We start from the raw sequence: 21606 nt of genomic DNA on the forward strand, positions 1-21606 counted from the left end.
GACAACGCGGGGGAGAAGAAATTGCGTCGCTCGAAGTCGCTCAAGTCCGTGACTGCCCTGGCCGCCCTGTTCGCGGGTGCCGGCAGCGCCCTGGCCGCCAGCCCGGCCACCGCCGCCCCGGCCGTTCCGGACCTGCAGCTGTCCGCCACCGATGACACGTACGTGTCGAGTGGGCGGCAGAACGCCGGCTTCGGCGCCGAGGCCAAGCTCGCTGTCGGCCGCCTCGACCGTGACTCCAAGATCGCGTTCCTGAAGTTCCTGGTCCCGGCGGGCGCCCAGGTCACCGGCGCCAAGCTGAAGTTGACCACGGTCGGCGACGTCAGCGGCAAGCTGACCGTCAACCGGGTCGCGGACACCACGTGGACCGAGGCGAAGCTGACCGCGCGGACCGCCCCCGCGCTCGGCGCGGTCGCCGGCTCGGCCACTCCGAAGGCCAACGCCGACGAAGTGACGGTCGACCTCGGTGCGTCAGTTTCCGGCCCGGGCTCGTACACCTTCGCGATTCAGTCCTCCGGCGCGGTGACCCGCTTCCGCTCGTCCGAGGGCAAGGGCGGACCGGTGCTGCTGGTCTCGCTGAAGTCGCCGGCCGCGCCGGTGGACGAGACGCCCACGACCGACACCCCGCCGGTGAACGTGCCGACCGACGTGACCACCCCGCCGGTGGACGAGCCCACCGACCACACCCCGCCGATCGCCCCGGGCGAGGAGGACATGCCGCCGCCCCCGCCGTCGACCTCCGGTGAGTGCGTGACCGACAAGCTGCTCGTCCCGTCGTGTGGCGTGCTCTGGGGTGCCGCCGCCGGTGGTTTCACCGACGCGCCGCGGGACAAGGCGTTGCAGGACTGGGAGAAGCTCACCGGCCGCACGGCCACCATCTTCCACACCTACCACAAGGGTGACGAGCCGTTCCCGACCAAGTCGGAGATGGCGATGGCCCGGGACAAGGCTCGTCCGCGGGTGCTGTTGATGAACTGGAAGATCGCCTACGGCTCGTCCTGGGCGAAGGTCGCCAAGGGTGAGCAGGATGCCCGGATCGACAAGTTCGCCGCCCGTGTGAAGGCCAACTTCCCCGAGAAGTTCTTCCTGGTGCTCAACCACGAGCCGGAGAACGACGTCATCGCGAAGAAGGGTTCCGGCTGGGAGGCCAAGGACTTCGCCGCGATGTACCGGCACACCATCAAGCGGCTGCGGGCGCAGGGTGTCGACAACGCGATCAACGTGATGGCGTACATGGGTAACGAGAAGTGGATGGCCCAGCCGTGGTGGAAGGACATCTACCCGGGCGACGACGTCGTCGACTGGATGGGCCTCGACTCCTACGTGTCCGCGGAGAAGGGCTACTACCACTACGGCATGTTCGCCGACCTGCTCGACCGCAAGGCCAAGAACGGGCCGACCTTCTACGACTGGGCCACCAAGCAGCACCCCAGCAAGCCGATCATGGTCGCCGAGTGGGGCGTCTACCACCGGGTCAACAAGGTCACCGACAAGACCCCCGGCTTCAACAGCGTGCTGCCCGAGCTGCGCAAGCGCCCGAACATCAAGGCCATCGTCTACTTCGACACCGCCAAGGACGACGAGGGTGACCGCGACATCAGCGTGAACAGCACGAAGGCCAACCTGGCCGCGTTCCGCACGCTGGCCGCCGACAAGATCTTCGACGTCACGATCGGCTGAACCCGGTCCGTACCACCGACGAGCCGCCCGGCAGACTGCCGGGCGGCTCGCCGTGTTCCGGGTGATGATGGGTGCGACCGTGCGCCGACCGTACCGGGAGATCACTTTTGTCCGCACTCATCAGCCGCCAGGCCCGCCAGGCTCGCGCGGCAGTCGCTGCGGTCTTTCTCACCAACGGCGCGCTGTTCGCCAACGTCGTGCCGCGTTATCCGCAGCTCAAGTCCGATCTGGGCGTCAGCAACGCGGTGCTCGGCACGGCCCTGGCCGCCATGCCCCTGGGGGCGCTGCTGGCGGGCCTCTTCGCCGCCGCCGCGATCCGATGGTGGGGCTCCGCCCGGGTGGCGGCACTGGGCATCGTGGCCCTGGCCGCCTCGACCCTGCTCATTGCAGTCGCACCGCACTGGACCGTCCTGGCCGGGGTTCTCGCGGTGGTCGGCGCCCTGGACGCCGTCGTGGACGTCGCCCAGAACGCGCACGGCCTGCGGGTGCAGCGGCTCTACCGGCGGTCGGTCGTCAACTCGTTCCACGGCGTGTGGAGCATCGGGGCGGTCCTGGGCGGCCTCATGGGGTCCGCGGCGGCCGGGCTCCAGGTGCCGCTAGGCGTGCACCTGGCCGGCTCCGCCGCTCTGTTCAGCGTGGTGGCGCTGGTGGCCCTGCGATTCCTGCTGCCCGGCCCGGAGGACGCCGAGCGGGACCTAGGCAGCGATGCCGCGGCTGCGCCACCGGCTCGCCAGGTCGGCCGACAAGTCTTCACCGGCGCGGCCTTGCGGATGCTTGCCGCGCTCGGCGTCCTCGCGGCCTGCGGCGCCCTGGTCGAGGACGCCGGGGCCTCCTGGGGTGCCCTCTACCTCAGCGGTGACCTGCACACCGGAGCGGCTACAGCGGGCCTGGCCTTCGTCGCCCTCCAGGTCGCGATGACGCTCGGCCGGCTCACCGGCGACCGGGTCATCGACCGGTACGGCCAGCGCACCGTCGTCCGAGCCGGCGGCCTCCTCGCGGCAGCGGGCATGGGAGCCGCCCTGGCCGTGCCGTCGCTGCCGGCCGCGCTGGCCGGATTTGCCCTCGCCGGGCTCGGCGTCGCCACCCTCGTGCCCGCGGTCATGCACACCGCGGACGAACTGCCCGGCCTGCCGCCCGGCACCGGCCTCACCATCGTCAGCTGGTTGCTGCGCGGCGGCTTCCTGCTCTCCCCACCGCTGGTCGGTGCCGTAGCCGACCTCGCCGGCCTGCGGATCGGCCTGCTCAGCGTGGTGGTGGCCGGAATCGTCACCGCCGTGCTCGCCCGCGTGCTCGCCAACCGCGCCTGACCCCACCGAATCCCTCAAGTGCCCCGCCGGACGCCCGATCTCAAGACTTCGTCAAGGCAGGAGCAGGCTCGGCGTGGGGAGGAAGTGCGATGGTCGGCAGCCGCCGCCCGCGAGTGCTCGTTGCGCTCGTCGCGCTCCTCATCGCGGCCTTCACCGCCTGCATGAGCATCGGTGGTTCCCTGACCGCCTACATCTCCGACGTCACCACCGTCGTGGTGGTGGTCAGCGCGGCGGTCGCCTGCCTCATCCGAGCAGCCGCCCGCCGGGGCCGCCTGCGGGCCGCCTGGGCCGGCATCGGCCTCGGTGCCCTGGCGTACGCCTGGGGCGAAGGCTCCTGGACCTGGATCGAAACCTTCCGCGGCGAAGAGGTGCCGTTCCCCGGCGTGCCGGACATCGGCTACCTCGGCATGGTGCCCACCCTGGCGATCGCCCTGTTCCTGGTGCCGATCCCGCGCCGATCGACGGCCAACCGGGTACGCAGCCTGGTCGACGTCGCGATGATCGCCTGTGCTCTGCTGCTGGTCTGCTGGATCCTCGTGCTGGACCCGCTGATCAGCGCCGGCGCGGACACCCGGCTCGGGCTCGCCGTCTCGCTCGGCTACCCGCTGAGCGGCGTCATCCTGGTCACGGTCGTGCTGCACATGCTCGCCGTCCAACGCCGCGACAGCCTCGACGCGGGGCAGCTGACCCTGGTCGGCGTGGCGATGATGCTGGTCGGCGTCTGCGACAGCGGGTACGCCTACCTCTCCCTGCACAGCACCTACGGCTCCGGTGGACTGCTCGACGCCGGCTGGTTCGGCGGTTTCGCGCTGGTGTTCCTGGCCGCTCGCTACCCTGCCAAGGCTGCGCCCGTGAGCGCACCCGAGGCTGCCACCGACCAGGCCGAGCCGCGGGCGTTCGCCATGCTGGTGCCGTACGCCGCCGTGCTCGCCGCCCTGTTCTGCTGCGCCTTCTCCTACGCGATGACCGGCACCGCTGACGCCTTCGTCGCCTGGGGCCGGTCCGCCCTGATCCTGCTGATCACCGCCCGCCAGCTGCTCACGCTGCTGGAGAACCGGCACCTCACCCGGCACCTCGAGGCCCGCGTCATCGAGCGCACCGCCGAGCTGCAGGCCAGCGAGCAGCGGTTCCGCGCTCTGGTGCAGCAGAGCTCCGAGTCGGTGGCGGTCATCGACGCCGACTCGACCATCCGTTACCAGAGCGAGTCGGTGCAGCGCATCTTCGGCTGGCCCGCGCAGGTGCTGCTGGGTCACCGGCTGGTCGCGATCACCGGGAAGTCCGGTCCGCGGATCGCCGCCGCCATCGAGTCGGTCATCGCCGGCCCGGAGACGGTCACCGTCCTCGAGGTGCCGATGAAGCACCAGGACGGCCGGCTCCGGCTCGCCGAGATGACCATCACGAACCTGCTCGACGACCCCGCGGTGAACGGCCTCGTGCTCAACACCCGCGACATCCACGACGCCAAGGAGCTGCAGGAGCGGCTCATGTACGAGGCGTACCACGACAAGCTGACCGGTCTGCCCAGCCGCGCCCTGTTCCGCGAGCGGCTGGTCGAGGCGATCGCCGGCGGTCGCGAGCAGGTCGCCGTCCTCTTCCTCGACCTGGACGGCTTCAAGGAAGTCAACGACAGCCTCGGTCACGCCGCGGGCGACGGCCTGCTGGTGCAGGTGGCCGCGCGGATCCGGGCCGCGGTCCGCGAAGAGGACACGGTAGCCCGGTTCGGCGGCGACGAGTTCGGCGTGATCGTCGAGTCGATCACCGCCCGGTCCGACGCGGAAGCGGTCGCCGCTCGCATCGCCGTCGCCCTCGAAGAACCGTTCGAGGTCGGTGCGCGTGAGCTGCACGTGGCGGCGAGCATCGGTCTGGCCTGCGCCGAGGACGCCGACGATGTCGAGCAGTTGCAGCGCAACGCCGACCTGGCCATGTACCGCGCCAAGTCCGGCGGCGGTGACCGGCTGGCCGCCTACGACCCGGCGATGCTGGCGGGCCTGGTGCAGCGCCTGGAGCTGGAGGCGGACCTGCGCGTGGCGTTGACCCGCGACGAGCTGGCCCTGCACTACCAGCCGACCGTCGACCTGCGGACCGGGGAGATCACCGGGTTCGAGGCGCTGGTTCGCTGGAACCACCCGACCCGCGGCATGGTCTCGCCGCTCGACTTCATCGGGACCGCCGAGGCCACCGGTCTGATCGTCCCGCTGGGCCGGTGGGTGCTCAAGGAAGCCTGCCGCCAGGCGGTCGAGTGGGGTGCCGGCACCACCCGCCGCCTCAAGATGGCCGTCAACGTTTCGGTTCGGCAGTTCGAGCACGGCGACCTGGCCGCCATGGTCGCCGACGTGCTGGCCGAGACCGGGATGCCGGTCGACCAGCTCTGCCTCGAGATGACCGAGAGCGTGCTGCTCACCGACACCGAGGAGAACCTCGCCCAGCTGCACCGGCTCAAGGAGCTGGGCGTCACCCTGGCGATGGACGACTTCGGTACGGGCTACTCGTCGCTGGCGTACCTGCGCCGCTTCCCGATGGACATCCTGAAGATCGACCGCTCGTTCGTCGACCGGCTCGGTGGCGAGCACGAGGACGAGGCACTGGTCAGCACCATCGTGCGCCTGGGCCGCAGCCTGGGCATGACCACGGTGGCCGAGGGCATCGAGGACTCGGTGCAGCTGTCCGTGTTGCGGGATCTGCGGTGTGACTTCGCGCAGGGCTACTTCCTGTCGCGGCCGCTGCCTGCTGCGGAGGCCGGTCGGGTGCTGGCCGATGGGCTCGCCACCGGAATCAACGAGCCGGTGCCGTCGGCGGGTTGATGCCCACCAGTCGGTGACGCAGGGCGAGTTGTAACCGCAGCCGTGCGTCCGGGTCGTCCAGTGCCGCACCGAACACCTGCCGGATCTTGCGCATCCGGTACCGCACCGTCTGCGGGTGTGCGTGCAGTGCCGCGGCAACCGCCACCACTTGCCCCTGCTCGCGCAGCCAGGCGTACAGCGTCTCCAGTTCCGGTTCGCGCAGGTCGGCGGCGACGGCCAGTTCATGCTCGCACAGCCGTCCCATGAGTCCGGGCTCCCACTCGGTGACCAGGTCCAGCAGCCGCTCCTCGCAGCGGATCAGCCCGTCGCCGGGCAGGACCCGCAGCGCTTGCCGGGAGATCCGGTAAGACATCCGCGCCGAGCCCAGCGGCACGGTCGGGCCCAGTGCCGCCCGCCGCGCTGTGAGAACTCGGGTGAGGTGGGCCAGCCGGCCCGGGGTGGCGGGTGCCGGCACCACCATGCGTACGGCGTCGGCGATGACCGTGGCGACGACGCCGTTCCCCGCCGTCCGGGCCAGCTGCTCGGCGTCGGTGCCTTCGACGCTCACCACCGCGACGGTGGTCGGCAGCGGCCACCGGGCGGCGTCGGCAGCGGCGTGCAGCGCGGCGGGCGCGGGCGGATCGGACTGCACCAGCAGCGTGATCAGTCGACGCCGGACAGTGTCCCAGTCCCGGGCGCTTTTCTCCTGCTCGTCCAGGTAGCCCTCGACTGCCGCGCCGGCAAGCTCGTCCACGTACCCGAACAGCGCCGAGGCCAGGCCGTAGAGCGCGGCCGGTGGTAGGTCCTGGGCGACCAGGAAGGCCCACATGTCTCGGCCCCCGAGCGCCAGCATCGCGCGGAGCGCATCGACCCGGTGCCCCTCGCGGAACTCGGTGCGGCCCAGCCGGACGAAGACCTCCCGGGTGGGTGCCAGGTCCCGTGCGGCGGCCACGAACGCGTCGACCGCGGTGCGCACACCGAGGACCAGACCACGGCCCTGCCCGCCGGTCAGCGACCGACCCTGGGCGCTCATCTCTGCCCGCATCGTGCGCAACAGCCGATCGTGCAGCTGGGGTCGCAGCGCGCGCAGGCGGGCGGCGACACCGTCGGGCAAATCCTCGAACATTGTCACCTCGGTGATAAAAGCGCCGCGAAATTGTGTGCCACAGACGCATCATCATGCCACCGCTTGTTCCTACGGTGAACGCATGACCGTTGATGTGATCGTCGTGGGTGCCGGCCTGGCCGGGCTCGTAGCCACTGCCGAGCTGGCCGATGCCGGCCGCCGCGTGCTGCTGCTCGACCAGGAACCCGAGCAGAGCCTCGGCGGGCAGGCCTTCTGGTCGTTCGGCGGCCTCTTCCTCGTCGACTCACCCGAGCAGCGCCGGATGGGCATCCGCGACAGTGCGGATCTCGCCTGGCAGGACTGGCTGGGCAGCGCCGCCTTCGACCGCCCGGAGGACCACTGGCCGCGGGAGTGGGCGCGGGCGTACGTCAGCTTCGCCGCCGGCGAGAAGCGGTCCTGGCTGCGCGCGATGGGTCACCGGCTGTTCCCGGTGGTCGGCTGGGCCGAGCGTGGCGGCGCCGCCGCGGACGGCCACGGCAACTCGGTGCCGCGATTCCACATCACCTGGGGGACCGGCCCGGGCGTGATCGAGCCCTTCGAGCGACGGGTACGCGACGCCGCCGCGCGCGGCCTCGTGACGTTCGGTTTTCGGCACCGCGTCGACGACCTGGTCCGCACAGCCGGCGTCGTCACCGGCGTGCGTGGACGCATCCTGGAACCCAGCAGCGTTGCCCGTGGTCAGAGCAGCTCCCGCACCGAAATCGACGACTTCGAGTACGCCGCCCAGGCCGTCATCGTCACGTCCGGCGGTATCGGCGGCGACCACGACCTGGTCCGCAAAGCCTGGCCCGCGCGACTCGGGAAGGCGCCGGAGCGCATGGTGACCGGCGTCCCCGCGCACGTCGACGGACGCATGCTCGGCATCACCGAGGCCGCCGGCGCGCAGATCATCAACCCGGACCGGATGTGGCATTACACCGAGGGCCTGCGCAACTGGGATCCGATCTGGCCCGGCCACGGCATCCGCATCCTGCCCGGCCCGTCGTCGCTGTGGCTCGACGCCACCGGCGCCCGCCTGCCCGCGCCGTTGTTTCCCGGCTTCGACACCCTCGGCACCCTGAAGCACCTGATGGGCACCGGCCACGGCTACAGCTGGTTCATCCTCACTCAGAAGATCATCGAGAAGGAGTTCGCGCTCTCCGGCTCGGAACAGAACCCGGACCTGACCGGTCGCAGCATCCGCCAGGTGCTCAGCCGGGTCCGCCCGGGCGCCACCCCACCGGTGGAAGCGTTCAAGAAGTACGGCGAGGACTTTGTGGTCGCCGCCGACCTCGCACAACTCGTCGATGGCATGAACAAGCTCGCGGCGACCGAGGGCGGCCCCGCGCTCGACCTGGACACCATCCGCCGCACCATCGAGGCCCGAGACCGCGAGATCACCAACCCGTTCAGCAAGGACGCCCAGGTCACCGCCATTCACGGCGCCCGCCGCTATCGCGGCGACCGGCTGATCCGGGTAGCGACCCCGCACCGCCTCCTGGACCCCGCCGCCGGCCCGCTGATCGCCGTCCGACTCAACATCCTCACCCGGAAAACCCTCGGTGGCCTGCACACCGACCTCCAGGCCCGCGTCCTGCGCCCCGACGGCACCCCCCTTCCGGGCGTCTACGCCGCCGGCGAAGCAGCCGGTTTCGGCGGGGGCGGCATGCACGGCTACAACTCCCTCGAGGGCACCTTCCTCGGCGGCTGTCTCTTCTCCGGCCGCACCGCCGGCCGCGCCGCGGCGAAGGCAGTGAGCTGACCGCACGCGACGGCCTGGAATGATCGTCGACCGTGCATCCCCTCGACAATCCGGTCTGGGCCGCGCTGACCGGACCACAGCAGCGCCTCGCCGAGCGGCGCGGCCGGGCCGCCCGCTACGCCCCGGACATCAGCCCGTTCGGCGGCCTTGACGACCCGGCGGATCCCGAGGCGTGGCTGGACCTCGGCGAACTGCTCGGCCCCGGCGGCGGCGCCCTGGTCGCCGGGCCGCAGTTGACCGTCCCGCCGGGTTTCGACCTGCGCCTCGGCGTGCCGGGAATCCAGCTCATCGGCGCCGACTATCGGGGCGCGGCGGACCCGGAGGCGGTCGAGCTGACGGCGGCAGACCTGCCCGAAGTGCTCGACCTCGTCGCCCGCACCCGTCCTGGCCCGTTCCGGGACCGAACTGTCGACCTCGGCACCTACCTGGGCATCCGTCGCGGCGGCGCGCTGGTGGCCCTGGCCGGTGAGCGGATGCGCCTGCCCGGTCACACCGAGATCAGCGCGGTCTGCACCGACGACACCTACCGGGGGACCGGTCTGGCTACCCGGCTGGTCGGGGCCGTGGCCGCCGGCATTCGGGCCCGCGGCGAGGTGCCCTTCCTGCACGTCGCCGAAACCAACACCGGCGCGATCCGGCTCTACGAACGGCTGGGCTTCACGCCGCGGACCCGGATGGTGTTCGGCTGGGCGACCGGCTGACCCACCGGGGTCCCTTCGGACCTTGGAGGCCCTTGCCTGATCTTGTTAGGTTGCCACCCATGCGTACCGGAGCTGTCTTCGCCACCACCGCAATTGCCCTGGTCAGCGGCCTGGTCATCGGCCAGCCGCAGATCGAGCGCTGGCAGGAGGCGCGCATCGACAGCTGCGAGCAGCGGGCCGCCCGGCTGAGCCAACTCGACCTGCTCGACCGCTGGCCGAGCACCCTGCAACCGGTCAGCCCCACGGCTGGCTGCGACTCGTCGGACGGCATCGCCCCGTACGCCGCGAGACGCTTCAACGGCATTCCCGACCCGGGCGGCGTGACGGCGTACTACCGCACGGCGGTCGAGCAAGACGGCTGGACGGTCGCCGTGGGGATTCCGTCGACGGCCCTGCTGTGCGCCAGCCGAGACGTCGACGGCACCACCGCGTATCTCACCGTGTCCGCCGGAACGGACTCTTCCGTCGACCTCTACATCTCCGACGAGACGCAGTCCGGCAGTCAGCGCTGCGCCTGACGTCGGGTCCGGCCGCTTTTAGGCAGCCGCGTTCCAGGACCCGATAACGGGGTTGCCGTGCTCGAAGGTCAGCGACGACAACGTGGCCGTGTCGAGCCGGAGCAGGCCGCCGCCGCTTGCGGGCAGACCGATCCAGCGCGCTCCGGCCACGCGCAGGCTGTGTCCGTGCGCGACCAGCGCGACGTCCCCCTGGTCGAGCAGCTCGCGCGCGCGGTGGAGCACCCGGTCCAGCCGGGCACCCACCTCGGCGGGTGATTCGCCGCCAGGGCAGCCGTCGCTCCACAGCGACCACGAGGGCCGGGTCTCCCGGATGGTCGCGGTGGTGATGCCCTCGTAGTCGCCGTAGTTCCACTCGGCAAGATCGTCGGTCGTCTCGGTGACGGTCAGCCCCGCCAGCTCGGCGGTCCGCGTCGCCCGCCGCCGCGGGCTGGCGAAGACCGCTGCGAACTCGCGACCCTGCAGCCGCTCACCCGCCCGCCGCGCCTCCTGCTCGCCGGTGGCCGTCAATTCCAGGTCCGTGTACGAGGTATGCCGTCGCGCCGCACTCCACTCGGTCTGCCCGTGTCGGACCAGCACGATCTCCGCCATGCGTCCCCCTGTCGTCTTGCCCTTTCTACCCCGCCAGCAGGTCCTCGAACGAGGTGGTCAGCGCGAACGGGTCGCTGAGCTGGGCTGGTTCGCGGCTGGCGAGCTCGGCGGCCAGCTCGGCCGCCGCCTGGTCGATGCGTTGGCGCAGGTGGCCGTCGGCCTCGGCCCCGCCCCAGTCTTCGGGCGCCGCGAAGACCGGCGTTGGCACGGTTGCCGCCCGCAGGTAGGCGAACATCGGCCGGACCGCGTGTTCCAGCGCCAGCGAGTGCCGGGCCGTGCCACCCGTCGCGGCGAGCAGCACGGGCTTTCCGGCCAGGGCGTCCTTGTCGAGCACATCGAAGAACGATTTGAACAGCCCGCTGTACGACGCGTGGAACATCGGCGTGACGGCGATCAGGCCGTCCGAGGATTCGACCGCTTCGAGGACCTGGCGCAGCGACTCGGGTGGGAAGCCGGTGAGCATGTGGTTCATGAGGTCGTGGGCCAGGTCCCGGAGCTCGACCACCCGGACCTGCACGTCGAGGTCCAGGGCGGCAGCGTGGGCCACCGTTGCGGTGGACAGCCGGTCGGCGAGCAGCCTGGTAGAAGAGGGCTGACTGAGGCCGGCCGTGATGACGACGAGCGTGCGTGGCGTCATGCGGCGCCCCCTTCCGAAGCGGCGGTTGTCGGCGAATGGGTGGGCGTGTCGGAGCTGCGCGCCAGCTTCAGCGCGGCGTGGGTGGGCGCGTCGGGGACGTGGGCGGGCTTGAGCGAGGCGAACTCCTTACGCAGCACGGGGACGACCTCTTCGCCGAGCAGGTCAAGCTGTTCCAGCACCGTCTTGAGCGGCAACCCGGCGTGGTCGAGCAGAAACAGCTGCCGCTGGTAGTCGCCGACGTAGTCCCGGAAGCCGAGCGTGCGGTCGATGACCTGTTGCGGACTGCCCACGGTCAGCGGCGTCTCCCGGGTGAAGTCCTCCAGTGACGGCCCGCGGCCGTAGACCGGGGCGTTGTCGAAGTACGGCCGGAACTCCCGTACCGCGTCCTGGCTGTTGCGGCGCAGAAAGACCTGGCCGCCGAGGCCGACGATGGCCTGGTCGGGGTCGCCGTGGCCGTGGTGCGCGAACCGTTCCCGGTAGAGGGCGACCATCCGCTGGGTGTGCGAGGCCGGCCAGAAGATGTGGTTGGCGAAGAATCCGTCGCCGTAGTAAGCGGCCTGTTCCGCGATTTCCGGGCTGCGGATCGAGCCGTGCCAGACGAACGGCGGGATGCCGTCGAGCGGGCGCGGTGTCGAGGTGAACGACTGCAACGGGGTGCGGTACTTGCCGTTCCAGTCGACGACGTGCTCGCGCCAGAGCCGGTGCAGGAGTGCGTAGTTTTCGACGGCGAGCGGGATGCCGGCCCGGATGTCCTTGCCGAACCACGGGTAGACGGGGCCGGTGTTGCCGCGGCCCATCATCAGGTCGACCCGGCCGTCGCTGAGGTGCTGCAGCATGGCGTAGTCCTCGGCGATCTTGACCGGGTCGTTCGTCGTGATCAGCGTGGTGGCCGTGCTGAGGAGCAGCGTGGAGGTTTGCGCGGCGATGTAGCCGAGCATGGTGGTGGGGGAGGAGGGCACGAAGGGCTCGTTGTGGTGCTCGCCGGTGGCGAAGACGTCGAGGCCGACTTCCTCCGCCTTCTTGGCGATCGTGACCATCGCCTTGATCCGCTCGTGCTCGGTCGGCGTCCGCCCGTTCGTGGGGTCGGGCGTGACGTCGCCGACGGTGAAGATCCCGAACTGCATGACCCGCTCCTGAGCTCTCGGTCGGGACCACCGGTCCCGGACTGCCCCGCACAACCTGTTTGACGGCGCAATTATTTCACAGTCAAAGAACCGGTGGAAGCGGGGTGTGGATCACACCGGCCAGCGCACTTTCAGCGGCAGCCCGACGAACTGACCGAACGGCTCCAACGCCGCCTCGGCTCGGGCACGGGCGTCTTTCTTGAGCGGCGCCAGCGGAAAGATGTCGACGGTCACGGCCTTCTTGCCGAGGGTGCGTTTCCAGGTGGCGACCGCACGGCCGGACTCGACCAGCGTCGACTGGAAGATGCCGTTGCCACCCGGCACGATCGCATCCAGGTGGTGTTTCTCGACCATGAGCTCGCGGTCCTTGTAGCCGAGCATGTACTCGTCGAAGCCCGGCAGCGCCGCCCACTCGTCGCGGGTGTCGGCCGCGGCCGCGCAGACTGCCGGGTCGGCCCACATCTCGGTGCCGTCCACCGTGACCGCCGTCAGCGCATCGCCCGCCGCGGCGATGCCGGTCTTCACGTCGGTCATGGTGAGCCCGGTCCAGCGGGCCAGGTCAGCGCGGGTAGCCGGGCCGTGGCTGCGGAAGTAGCGCACCGCGATGATGCCGAGCGCTTCCTCGCGCGACGGGGTGTTCGGCTTCGGCGCTCAGTCGTCCAGCAACGCGAACGACTGCTCCTTGCCGATGTGCGGGGCGATGCAAGTGACGCCGCGCTGGCTCGCGTACCAGAGGAGGTGGTAGCCCATCTGACCGCTGAGCGTGACGCCGCCGTCGGCGAGCGCGGCCAGGCACCCGGCCCGCGTCAGGCGCTTGCCGCCGGCGAGCGCCTCGCCGAGCACCTCGACCCCGCGATCGGCCATCTCCTCGGACAAGCCGATCGTTTCGCGGCGCTTCGCCGCGCCGGCGAGGGCGCGCACGCCCATGAGCTCCAGCATCCAGCGGGCGTCGGCCGGGGGCACCAGATGTACGGTCCCGCGCATCGGCCACGTGCGGATCGCTTCCCGGCGTTCGAGGGCTGCCTCGACCTCACCCACCGAGGCGCCGGGCAGGCGGGCGCCGAGCGACCACAGGCCGCTGGCCATGTCCTGGGCCTGCATGGCGCCGAACCATTCCACAATCCCGGCCACCGAATCGGGCCGGAAGTCGGGCGTGAGCAGCAGGCTGTGCATCCGCAGGGCCAGGGCCTGCGTGGTCGTCAGGTTCACGAGAAGCAGCGTAGGGCGACCCTCCGACAAGAAGGGCCGCCCCGCGCGAGGTGGGTCAGCGGCCGCGCTGCGAGCGGTACCGCGCGATCAGCGCCGCAGTGGACGAGTCGACGCCACTGTCCGCGGTCGACCCGTCGGTCAGCAGTGGCGCCAGCTGGTTCGCCATGACCTTGCCCAGCTCGACGCCCCACTGGTCGAACGAGTTGACCTCCCAGATCACGCCCTGGGTGAAGGTGATGTGCTCGTAGAGGGCGATGAGCTGGCCCAGCGTCGCCGGGGTCAGCTTCTCCGCCAGGATCGTCGTCGTCGGGTGGTTGCCCGGCATGACCTTGTGCGGCACGATCTGCGCCGCGACGCCCTCGGCCTCGATCTGCTCCGCCGTACGCCCGAAGGCCAGCGCGCCGGTCTGGGCGAGGAAGTTCGACATGAACAGGTCGTGCATCTCGCCGGTGTCGTGGTTGGGCACGCTGAACCCGATGTAGTCCGCCGGGATGAGCTTGGTGCCCTGGTGGATCAGCTGGTAGAAGGCGTGCTGGCCGTTGGTGCCGGGCTCGCCCCAGAACACCTCACCGGTCTGGTACTCCGCGGGCGTGCCGTCGAGGCGTACTCGCTTGCCGTTGCTCTCCATGGTGAGCTGCTGCAGGTACGCCGCGAACCGGTGCAGGTACTGCGAGTACGGCAGGACCGCGTGCGACTGTGCGCCGAGGAACGTGTCGTACCAGACGTTGAGCAGTCCGAGCAGCGCCGGCACGTTGCGGTCCAGCGGCGTGGTGAGGAAGTGCTGGTCAACGGCGTGGTACCCGGCCAGCAGCTCGCCGAACTGCTCTTTGCCGACGGCGATCATGACGGACAGGCCGACCGCGGACGGCAGCGAGTAGCGCCCCCCGACCCAGTCCCAGAAGCCGAACATGTTCGCGGTGTCGATGCCGAAGTCGGCGACCCGCTGCGCGTTGGTGCTCACGGCCACGAAGTGCTTGGCCACGGCGGACTGGTCATTGCCCAACCCGGCGAGCAGCCAGTTGCGCGCCTCGGTGGCGTTGGTCAGCGTCTCCTGGGTGCCGAACGTCTTCGACACCACCACGAACAGGGTCGAGGCGGGATCCAGGTCCTTGGTCTTCTCGTGCAGGTCCGTGGGGTCGATGTTGGACACGAACCGGCACTCGATGCCCGGATCGGCGTACGCCTTCAACGCCTCGTACGCCATGACCGGCCCGAGGTCCGACCCGCCGATGCCGATGTTGACGACGGTCTTGATCCGCTGACCGGTCGCGCCCTGCCACTCGCCGGAGCGCACGCGCTCGCTGAAGGCGCCCATCCGGTCGAGGACCTCATGCACGTCGTGAACGACGTCCTGGCCGTCGACGACGAGTGAGGCGTCCCGGGGCAGCCGCAACGCGGTGTGCAGCACCGCCCGGTCCTCGGTGACGTTGATGTGTTCCCCGGCGAACATGGCCGCCGTGCGCTCGCGCAGTTTCGCCCGCTCGGCCAGCGCGACCAGCGCGGTGATCACCTCGTCGGTGACGAGGTTCTTGCTGTAGTCGACGTAGAGGTCCGCGACCTGGGCGGTAAGCCGCTCGCCGCGCCGGGGGTCGCTGTCGAACAGGTCGCGCAGATGCACGCCCGCGATCTTCTCGGCGTGGCCCTGCACCGCCTGCCATTCGGCGCTGTCGGAAACGTGTGCACTCATGTGTTCTTGACTCCCGCCTGAACCGAACTATCCGTGCCATCGTGGCACGGATACCCGCCCCCCGCCGTGAATCGCTCGGCGCGCGGCTCGCCGGGGCGGGGGGACTGGCTGCGGAACTGTCATCTGACGCACAGGTGCACCACAAGGCCTGTTCAGGCTCCGAGGGCAAGGTGGACACCGACCGGAGATGAACGTGCAGGGGGTCCGACATGCTGGTGCAGCTCAACCGCGGCGATCGCAATGTGGTGTTCGCGCCGAATTCAACGGCGGTGCCGCTGTCCGGGTCGGATCGACAGCGCACCGACGCCGTGGTGGTGGTGTTGGGGCAGACGGGCCGGGTTGCTGCTCTCGCGACTCATCTGCCGGCCGGCTGGTCGGTGCGGTTCGAAGGCTCGGCCGACGCGGTACGGGCTGGCGAGATCGTGCTGATGAGTGGCGCCTGCGCCGAGGCCGTGGGGGCTGCGCGGGCGCTGGTCTCCGGGCGTACCCGAATCGTTGCGTTGGTCGACGCGGATGCCGGGGCTGAGGTCGTGACCGCGGTGTTGGCCGCCGGTGCGGACGCGTGCGTCCGGGGCGGGCAGCCGGCGGTGCTGGCGAGTCATCTCGTTGCCTGCCGGCGTCGGCAGCTAGCCGAGCGGTGGTGCAACGTGTCCAGGGGCTGAGATTTTGCTCTGCTGTGGTGCAAAACACCGGAACCGCGTGACCAGGCATGCGGCAACGGAGAGTGACCCGGGCTACAGGATTTCCGTGGCCCGGGTCACTCGCGTATCGCAGGTTTTACCTGCGCGATTTGCCGTCGTAGTGCGACGTCCGGAAGCTGGTAGGCGGAAGCGATGAGGCTTTCGCCATCACTTTCCGTAAGGAGACGGACGATGCCACTCACGACCAGGATTCGCGAAGCTCGCACCACACTGACCCGCCGCCGCATCGAGCGCCGGGCGCACCGGCGGCTGAGCGCTGAGCTCGCCGCTTTCCGCACGCCTGCGGAGCGCGCGGAGTTGGACTTCATCCTCGGCCGGCACAGCGAGGAGGAGACCGCGGAGATCCGCGCGATCCTCAACCAGCAGGACTACGAACGGCAGCGCACGCGCCTCGTCGCCGGCGGCTATCGGGCCTGACGGGTTCATCCGTGGACGAAAACAGCCCCGGCAATGGTGCCGGGGCTGTTTTGTGTTCGCGTCCTCAGTGCTCCGCGTGGTCCTCCTGCGGCGCCTTGGCGCGCAGGCTGCCGGCGTGGGCCTTGGCGGACGGATCGTTGCGGGTCTTCACCAGGCTCGCCACCGTCGTGATCACCAGAATCACCAGGATGACCACCAGCGAGACCGGCGTGCTGATCTCCGGCGCGTCCTTCCAGATGTCCTCGTGCAGCCAGTGCAGCACCAACTTGGCGCCGATGAAGGCCAGGATGAGCGACAGTCCGGTGGACAGGTAGACCAGCCGGTCCAGCAGGCCCTTCACGAGGAAGAACAAAGCCCGCAAGCCCAGCAGAGCGAAGGCGTTGGCGACGAAGACGATGTACGCCTCCTCGGTCACGCCGAACACCGCGGGAATCGAGTCGAGGGCGAACAGCAGGTCGGTGCTGCCGATGGCGATCAACGTGATGAACAACGGTGTAGCCATCCGGCGGCCGTCGACCTTGGCGAAGAGCTTGCCGCCGGAGTACTCGTTGGTGACCGGGAACAGCTTCTTGCTGGCCTTGACCAGCATGTTGTCATCAACGCTCGGATCTTCGTCGCGGTGCCGGAAGAGCTGCACCGCGGTGTAGATCAGCAGCAGGCCGAAGATCAGGAACATGAACGAGAACAACGACAGCAGCGTCGCACCCAGCGCGATGAAGATGACCCGCAGGACCAGCGCGATGATGATGCCGAAGGTCAGCACCTCCTGCTGGTATTTCTCGGGCACCGCGAAGGTGCTCATGATGATCACGAAGACGAAGAGGTTGTCGACCGACAGGCTCTTCTCGACGATGTAGCCGGCGAAGTACTCGGTGCCGTAGTCCCAGCCCGCGACCTGGGCGAAGACGACGCCGAAGGCGAGGGCGACAGCGATATAGAAAACCGACCAGGCGGTGGCTTCACGGAACCCTACGGCGTGCGGGCGCAGCACGCCGAGGGTCAGATCGAGGGCGAGCAGGGCGACGATGACTCCGATGGTCAGCGTCCAGCCGAGCGCGGTGACCTCCAGCATCAGGGGGAAACCTCCGGCATGTCAGAACAGGGTGGCAGGTGGGTTGTACCCACCAGAATCCCTGCTCAGACTGGGAGAATCCTGAAAAGTAGAGGTCAGACCGTTTGGAACGATCGCTTGGACAGTCCCATCCAGAAGCCGTCGATGCGCTGCTCGGGCCGCTGGCCGGGGTCGCCGGAGGCGCCCAACGTCAGGAACATCGGGGCGAAGTGCTCGATCGTCGGATGCGCGTACGGCATGCCCGGCGCGGCGGAGCGGAAGTCGGCCAGCTCGTCGACGGCGCCCCGGGCCAGGGTCTCGGCGGTCCAGGCGTCGAACTCGCGGGACCAGCCGGGGGCGGGAGCGTCGGTCCGGAAGTCGCGCAGGAACGGTAATCCGTGCGTGGTGAAGCCGGAGCCGATGATCAGCACGCCCTCGTCGCGGAGCGGGGCGAGCCGACGACCCAGGTCGAGCAGGCGGTCCGGCTCGAGGGTCGGCAGGGACATCTGCAGCACCGGGATGTTGGCGTCGGGATACATGACGCTCAACGGCACGTACGCGCCGTGGTCCAGGCCGCGGGAGGTGCGGGCGACCTGTTCGCTGTCGGGCATGAGTTTCTCGACGCGAACGGCCAGTTCGGGTGCGCCGGGGGCGGCGTACTGCGTCTCGTAGAACCGCTGCGGGAAGCCGCCGAAGTCGTAGACGAGCGGCACGGTCTCGGTGGCACCGAGCATGAGTGGCGCGGATTCCCAGTGGGCGGAGGCCATGAGGATCGCTCGGGGCCGGGGAAGCCCCGCGGCCAGCTCTTGCAGCTGCGTCACCCAGGCCGCGTCGTCGACCAGGGGCGGGGCGCCGTGGCTGAGGAAGAGCGCGGGCATGGACATGGCCGACCTCCGGAGTTGAAGCTTCAACCTACTTTCGGAACGGTACGGCCATTTACTTGAGCTGTCAACTAAAAGTCAGGCGACCGCCCCAGCCGCCCAGCAGGGGTTCCGGATCCGCGCCCAGGACATCGGCGAGCAGTGTCGCGTACACATCCCGGAAATCGGTGGTGTGGTGCAGGTCCCCGTCGTCCAGATCGGTGAGGCTCGGCGCTGTGCCGTACAGGCCGCCCCGGATGCCGGAGCCGAAGAGCAGGACCGGCGAGGCGGTGCCGTGGTCGGTGCCGTCCGAGGCGTTGGCCCGGACCCGACGGCCGAACTCCGAATAGACGGCCATCACCACATCCCGGTCCGCCATCCGCTGGGCGAACGCGGTGAGCGGGCCGTCCAGGCTGGTCAGGATCGCCTCCTGGGCGCCCTTCTCGTCGGCGTGCAGGTCAAAACCGCCGAGCGAGACGGAGTAGACCCGGGTCGCCGCGCCCGCCTCGATGCAGCGGGTCACGAGAGCTAGTTGCCGGTCGAGTGCCGGTGCCTGGCCGCCCGTGCCGGTGGCCGGCTGCTCCGCGTCCGACTCCTCGTCGTCGTCCGGGACGGTCTCGGCGACCAGGTCACGCACCCGCACCAGGTCGGCGAAACAGGCTGCGGCGCGCGCCTGCTCGGGGGTATCCCCGGCTGACGCACTGCCGAGTCCGGCGAGGATGTCAGTCGTCATACCCGCGGGCAAGGCCAAGGTCCCACCCGGGACGGTGGCACCCGCGCTGTGCGCCCCCGCCAGCAGCGGCGGCAACACCGGCTCGAAGGACACTGCCGAGCGAGGATCCCCGCCGGTGGCATCCAGCCAGCGGCCCACCCAGCCCGTCGTGTCGGGTCGCTCCGGACTCGCGGTCTGCCAGATGTCCATCGAGCGGAAATGGCTGCGATCCGGCCGGGGATAGCCGACACCCTGCACGATCGCGAGCCGTCCGTCCCCGAAGAGCCCGTGCAGTCCCTTCAGTGCCGGGTTCAGTGCCAGGCTGTCGTTGAGCGGCAAGACCTGGTCGGCCCGGTAGGCCAGCGATGGGCGGTTGGCAGCGTAGGCGGGATCCGCGTACGGGATGACGGTGTTCAGTCCGTCGTTGCCGCCGTAGAGCGTGACCAGGACCAGGATCCGCCCGCCCGGCTCGTCGGTGCGGAAGTTCAGCACGTCCGGCAAGGCGTACGCGGTAGCGCCTGCGGCCAGCGCACCGGCCGCGACCACGCCGCTCGCGGTCAGGAACCGGCGCCGGGTGATGGTGTCCATGTCGCGTTCCTCCTCAGTGGACGGCGTATTCCGGGCTCGCCAGGCCCAGGGTCAGCAGCTGACGCGGATCGCCGGCTGCCGTTGCGAGCACGGTCCTGGTCCGCGCCGTCCAGGCGTCGACGACAAGGAGGCGGGCCAGCGCATCGGGCCGGTCGGCGCGGGCCGTGCCGTCCAGAGCGGCAACCGCCTCGGGGGCGAGCGCGGTCAACGCCCGCCCGGAGGTGAGCCGGGCCCGGGCCGACGACGTGGTCAGCCAGGCCGTTCCGGCCGGCCAGCCACCGACGCTGGGTGGTCGGAACGGGACCTGGCCCAGGGCGCGTAGTCCCCCGAGGAGCCGGGCCCGGCCTCGTTGGGGGTCGACGCTGAGCTGCCGGGCAGCGCCGATCAGCCACTCCACTGGCTGCTTCACCAGACGGCCGCGGGTGTCCGCGAACGAGGGGTCGGTCACCAAGGCACGCAGCAGGTCTCGCGTCGAGGCGCCCTGAGCGGCCAGCCGGGCGGTCGTGGCCTCGTCGAGCGCGGCGCCGGAGCCGTACCGGGCCCAGAGGCGGCGGGTCAGGAACGGCCGGTGGGCAGGGTGGTTGACCAGCAGGTCCGCGTACGCGTCAAGGTCCCACGTGCCGGTGCGGCCGAGCAGCGTGACCGGCGCGGGGTCGTGGCGCCGCGGCGAGAAGGTCGCGGACCCGCCCGTGCGGTCCGCCCGCCAGCCAGTGAGCACCCGTGCGCCCGCCTTCACGTCAGCCTCCGTGTAGCCCGCACCGACGCCGAGCGTGAACAGCTCCATCAGCTCCCGCGCCAGGTTCTCGTTGGGCGCGGTGCGGGTGTTGCGCTGGGCGTCGAGCCAGATGATCAGGGCGGGATCGCGCAGCATCGCCCGGATGAGCGGCCCGGTGCCATCCATGCCGTAGCGCCGCAGTGTCGCCTGCTGGCCGAGCATCAGGGCTGCCGAGCGCACCTTGCGGATCGAAGTCGCCCAGTGTCCGTGCCAGAAGAAGGTGAGTTTCTCCGCGGCGCCCGGCTCGGTGACCATCCGGGAGAGCCACCAGCCGGTCGCCTCGGTGGTTTGCCGCCGGGCATCCGCGCGACCCTGGGGGCCGGGCCGGTACGCGTCGACGTCGGGGAGGGCCACCGGCCGGCTCGGCGCGGCGAGGACCCGGTCGAGCGTCGCCGCCACACCGGCAGCAACCGCCGCGTCGACCTCCGCGGCGGTCGGCCCGAACGTCAGCCGGCGCAGGAGATGGGAAACGGTGTCGCGGTCCGTCATGACCCGAACCTAGGACGGGCGGGTCAGCGGGAGGTAAAGACGCTGTTCGAGAGCTGTGTGAGCTCCCGGCCGGTCGAGGACTCCACTGTGGTGTGATGGACGGTCGGTGGCCTTGCTCAGGATGCATCGAAGGTTTACCCGCGCTAGACATTGCGCCCGATCGATGGACGCTGGCAAGCTACCCCCTGTTGTTTCCGGGCCGCTCAGCGTGACCGAGGCGGCTGTTCCGTTCTGCCGAGGGGTTATTCGTGCCGTCAGCGCAGCTTCCGCTCGCCGATGACCTGTACCTCGCTGCGCATGACTCGACCCGCGGCCGCCCGCTCCTGACCGGCGCCACCCTCGGGCTCGGCCTCGCCGCCGCCCTGCTGGCCGAGCTGGTCCTGTGGCGGCGGCTCGATCTGCGCGACGACCACATCGTGGTGATCGATGATCAGCCGACCCGGGACCCGGCCACCGCCGCCGTCCTCGGCCAGCTCCTGCGCGAGCCCGGCCACCGCCGGATTCGCGACTGGATCTCGTTCCTCGCCACCGGCGTCGCCACCGACCTGGTCGAGCGCCGGCTCGCCCGGGCCGGACTGGTGCACCGCAAGGAGAAGCGCGGGCTGCTCGGCACCAAGGTTCGCTTCGTCCCCGTCGATCCCTCGACGTCGGGCTGGCCCGGCACCCGGATCCGGATCGCGGCCACCCGCGGCGAACTCCTGGACACCTCCGACCTCGTCCTCACCGGGCTGGTGCTCGCCACCGGCCTCGACCAGCACGTGCTGGTCACGCTCGAACCCGACGAGCGGGACCGCCTGTTCGACCAGCTCCGCCGGCGCCTCCCGGCCATGCTCCAGCACCTCGTCGGCCACGCAGAGGCCGCCGTGGGGGACGCCGTGATGGCCCGGCGGGCCTGACTCCTCCCTCCCCTCCACACCC

Annotated in this window: 18 protein-coding genes and 1 pseudogene; 9 read left to right on the forward strand and 10 right to left on the reverse strand. The window is 70.4% G+C overall.

The features are described from left to right. Positions 1-21 precede the first annotated feature (21 nt). The 3 genes from ACIA1L_RS14835 to ACIA1L_RS14845 all read left to right on the forward strand — a co-directional run bounded on the left by ACIA1L_RS14835 (position 22) and on the right by ACIA1L_RS14845 (position 5785). Positions 22-1677 carry a DNRLRE domain-containing protein gene (locus ACIA1L_RS14835; protein WP_396073224.1) on the forward strand — a complete coding sequence of 552 codons (1656 nt, stop codon included), beginning with the start codon at positions 22-24 and terminating at the stop codon, positions 1675-1677. A gap of 107 nt (positions 1678-1784) precedes the next feature. Next, entirely contained in the window at positions 1785-2984 is a 1200-nt protein-coding gene (locus tag ACIA1L_RS14840) for an MFS transporter (RefSeq protein WP_396073225.1), read from the forward strand. A gap of 89 nt (positions 2985-3073) precedes the next feature. After that, positions 3074-5785, forward strand: a complete 2712-nt coding sequence (locus tag ACIA1L_RS14845; RefSeq protein ID WP_396073226.1) for a putative bifunctional diguanylate cyclase/phosphodiesterase — start codon at positions 3074-3076, stop codon at positions 5783-5785. On the opposite strand, the gene ACIA1L_RS14850 is transcribed toward ACIA1L_RS14845, so the two are convergent. Continuing rightward, positions 5757-6890, reverse strand: a complete 1134-nt coding sequence (locus ACIA1L_RS14850) for a PucR family transcriptional regulator (RefSeq protein ID WP_396073617.1) — start codon at positions 6888-6890, stop codon at positions 5757-5759. The two genes, ACIA1L_RS14845 and ACIA1L_RS14850, sit on opposite strands and share 29 nt — an antisense overlap. Before the next feature lie 82 nt (positions 6891-6972). Here ACIA1L_RS14850 and ACIA1L_RS14855 point away from each other — a divergent pair, with 82 nt between their 5' ends. The 3 genes from ACIA1L_RS14855 to ACIA1L_RS14865 are packed head-to-tail and all read left to right on the forward strand — an operon-like array spanning position 6973 to position 9850. Further along, on the forward strand, positions 6973-8631 hold the full coding sequence (locus tag ACIA1L_RS14855; protein ID WP_396073227.1) for an FAD-binding dehydrogenase: 1659 nt from the start codon (positions 6973-6975) through the stop codon (positions 8629-8631). Positions 8632-8663: 32 nt separating this feature from the next. Continuing rightward, positions 8664-9332, forward strand: coding sequence for a GNAT family N-acetyltransferase (locus ACIA1L_RS14860; protein ID WP_396073228.1), 669 nt, complete (start codon positions 8664-8666; stop codon positions 9330-9332). 59 nt (positions 9333-9391) lie between these two features. Beyond that, the gene (locus ACIA1L_RS14865) at positions 9392-9850 is read left to right on the forward strand and encodes a hypothetical protein (RefSeq protein WP_396073229.1); all 459 of its coding nucleotides are present in this window, start codon (positions 9392-9394) and stop codon (positions 9848-9850) included. An 18-nt stretch (positions 9851-9868) separates the two neighbouring features. On the opposite strand, the gene ACIA1L_RS14870 is transcribed toward ACIA1L_RS14865, so the two are convergent. The 5 genes and pseudogenes from ACIA1L_RS14870 to pgi form a co-directional block, all read right to left on the reverse strand. Further along, positions 9869-10438 carry a histidine phosphatase family protein gene (locus tag ACIA1L_RS14870; protein ID WP_396073230.1) on the reverse strand — a complete coding sequence of 190 codons (570 nt, stop codon included), beginning with the start codon at positions 10436-10438 and terminating at the stop codon, positions 9869-9871. Between the two features lie 25 nt (positions 10439-10463). Further along, on the reverse strand, positions 10464-11075 hold the full coding sequence (locus ACIA1L_RS14875) for an FMN reductase (protein ID WP_396073231.1): 612 nt from the start codon (positions 11073-11075) through the stop codon (positions 10464-10466). Next, positions 11072-12199, reverse strand: coding sequence for an LLM class flavin-dependent oxidoreductase (locus ACIA1L_RS14880; protein ID WP_396073232.1), 1128 nt, complete (start codon positions 12197-12199; stop codon positions 11072-11074). The genes ACIA1L_RS14875 and ACIA1L_RS14880 overlap by 4 nt, the downstream gene beginning before the upstream one ends. 111 nt (positions 12200-12310) lie before the next feature. Further along, positions 12311-13372 (reverse strand): annotated as a pseudogene (locus ACIA1L_RS14885) (winged helix DNA-binding domain-containing protein). 91 nt (positions 13373-13463) lie between these two features. Next, positions 13464-15095: a glucose-6-phosphate isomerase gene (gene pgi / locus ACIA1L_RS14890; RefSeq protein ID WP_396073234.1), complete on the reverse strand. Its 1632-nt coding sequence runs from the start codon at positions 15093-15095 to the stop codon at positions 13464-13466. Positions 15096-15304: 209 nt separating this feature from the next. Between pgi and ACIA1L_RS14895 the strand changes: the two genes are divergently transcribed. Further along, positions 15305-15757, forward strand: coding sequence for a hypothetical protein (locus ACIA1L_RS14895; protein ID WP_396073235.1), 453 nt, complete (start codon positions 15305-15307; stop codon positions 15755-15757). 210 nt (positions 15758-15967) lie between these two features. Continuing rightward, a complete protein-coding gene (locus tag ACIA1L_RS14900; RefSeq protein ID WP_396073236.1) occupies positions 15968-16213 on the forward strand; it encodes a hypothetical protein in 246 nt (81 codons plus the stop codon). A gap of 64 nt (positions 16214-16277) precedes the next feature. Here the strand turns inward: ACIA1L_RS14900 and ACIA1L_RS14905 are convergent, their stop codons facing one another. From ACIA1L_RS14905 to ACIA1L_RS14920, 4 genes are all read right to left on the reverse strand, one after another. Further along, complete coding sequence (locus tag ACIA1L_RS14905) at positions 16278-17285, reverse strand: TerC/Alx family metal homeostasis membrane protein (protein WP_396073237.1); 1008 nt, start codon at positions 17283-17285, stop codon at positions 16278-16280. A gap of 95 nt (positions 17286-17380) precedes the next feature. Then, positions 17381-18148 (reverse strand): dioxygenase, encoded by a 768-nt coding sequence (locus ACIA1L_RS14910; protein ID WP_396073238.1) that lies wholly within the window; start codon positions 18146-18148, stop codon positions 17381-17383. Positions 18149-18212: 64 nt separating this feature from the next. After that, a complete protein-coding gene (locus ACIA1L_RS14915) occupies positions 18213-19424 on the reverse strand; it encodes a DUF1501 domain-containing protein (RefSeq protein ID WP_396073239.1) in 1212 nt (403 codons plus the stop codon). Positions 19425-19437: 13 nt separating this feature from the next. Then, positions 19438-20688, reverse strand: coding sequence for a DUF1800 family protein (locus ACIA1L_RS14920; RefSeq protein WP_396073240.1), 1251 nt, complete (start codon positions 20686-20688; stop codon positions 19438-19440). Positions 20689-20936: 248 nt separating this feature from the next. Here ACIA1L_RS14920 and ACIA1L_RS14925 point away from each other — a divergent pair, with 248 nt between their 5' ends. Further along, positions 20937-21584, forward strand: coding sequence for a GPP34 family phosphoprotein (locus ACIA1L_RS14925; protein ID WP_396073241.1), 648 nt, complete (start codon positions 20937-20939; stop codon positions 21582-21584). Positions 21585-21606 lie beyond the last annotated feature (22 nt).

The sequence above is a fragment of the Actinoplanes sp. NPDC051859 genome (genome assembly GCF_044452725.1).
Classification (GTDB): Bacteria; Actinomycetota; Actinomycetes; order Mycobacteriales; family Micromonosporaceae; genus Actinoplanes.

Bases quoted from the DNA above. Each gene is read 5' to 3' on its own strand.
- ACIA1L_RS14845 (WP_396073226.1), top strand. From the start codon at position 3,074: ATGGTCGGCAGCCGCCGCCCGCGAGTGCTCGTTGCGCTCGTCGCGCTC.
- ACIA1L_RS14850 (WP_396073617.1), bottom strand. From the start codon at position 6,890: ATGTTCGAGGATTTGCCCGACGGTGTCGCCGCCCGCCTGCGCGCGCTG.
- ACIA1L_RS14855 (WP_396073227.1), top strand. From the start codon at position 6,973: ATGACCGTTGATGTGATCGTCGTGGGTGCCGGCCTGGCCGGGCTCGTA.
- ACIA1L_RS14865 (WP_396073229.1), top strand. From the start codon at position 9,392: ATGCGTACCGGAGCTGTCTTCGCCACCACCGCAATTGCCCTGGTCAGC.
- ACIA1L_RS14870 (WP_396073230.1), bottom strand. From the start codon at position 10,438: ATGGCGGAGATCGTGCTGGTCCGACACGGGCAGACCGAGTGGAGTGCG.
- ACIA1L_RS14875 (WP_396073231.1), bottom strand. From the start codon at position 11,075: ATGACGCCACGCACGCTCGTCGTCATCACGGCCGGCCTCAGTCAGCCC.
- ACIA1L_RS14880 (WP_396073232.1), bottom strand. From the start codon at position 12,199: ATGCAGTTCGGGATCTTCACCGTCGGCGACGTCACGCCCGACCCCACG.
- pgi (WP_396073234.1), bottom strand. From the start codon at position 15,095: ATGAGTGCACACGTTTCCGACAGCGCCGAATGGCAGGCGGTGCAGGGC.
- ACIA1L_RS14895 (WP_396073235.1), top strand. From the start codon at position 15,305: ATGCTGGTGCAGCTCAACCGCGGCGATCGCAATGTGGTGTTCGCGCCG.
- ACIA1L_RS14900 (WP_396073236.1), top strand. From the start codon at position 15,968: ATGCCACTCACGACCAGGATTCGCGAAGCTCGCACCACACTGACCCGC.
- ACIA1L_RS14905 (WP_396073237.1), bottom strand. From the start codon at position 17,285: ATGCTGGAGGTCACCGCGCTCGGCTGGACGCTGACCATCGGAGTCATC.
- ACIA1L_RS14910 (WP_396073238.1), bottom strand. From the start codon at position 18,148: ATGTCCATGCCCGCGCTCTTCCTCAGCCACGGCGCCCCGCCCCTGGTC.
- ACIA1L_RS14915 (WP_396073239.1), bottom strand. From the start codon at position 19,424: ATGGACACCATCACCCGGCGCCGGTTCCTGACCGCGAGCGGCGTGGTC.
- ACIA1L_RS14920 (WP_396073240.1), bottom strand. From the start codon at position 20,688: ATGACGGACCGCGACACCGTTTCCCATCTCCTGCGCCGGCTGACGTTC.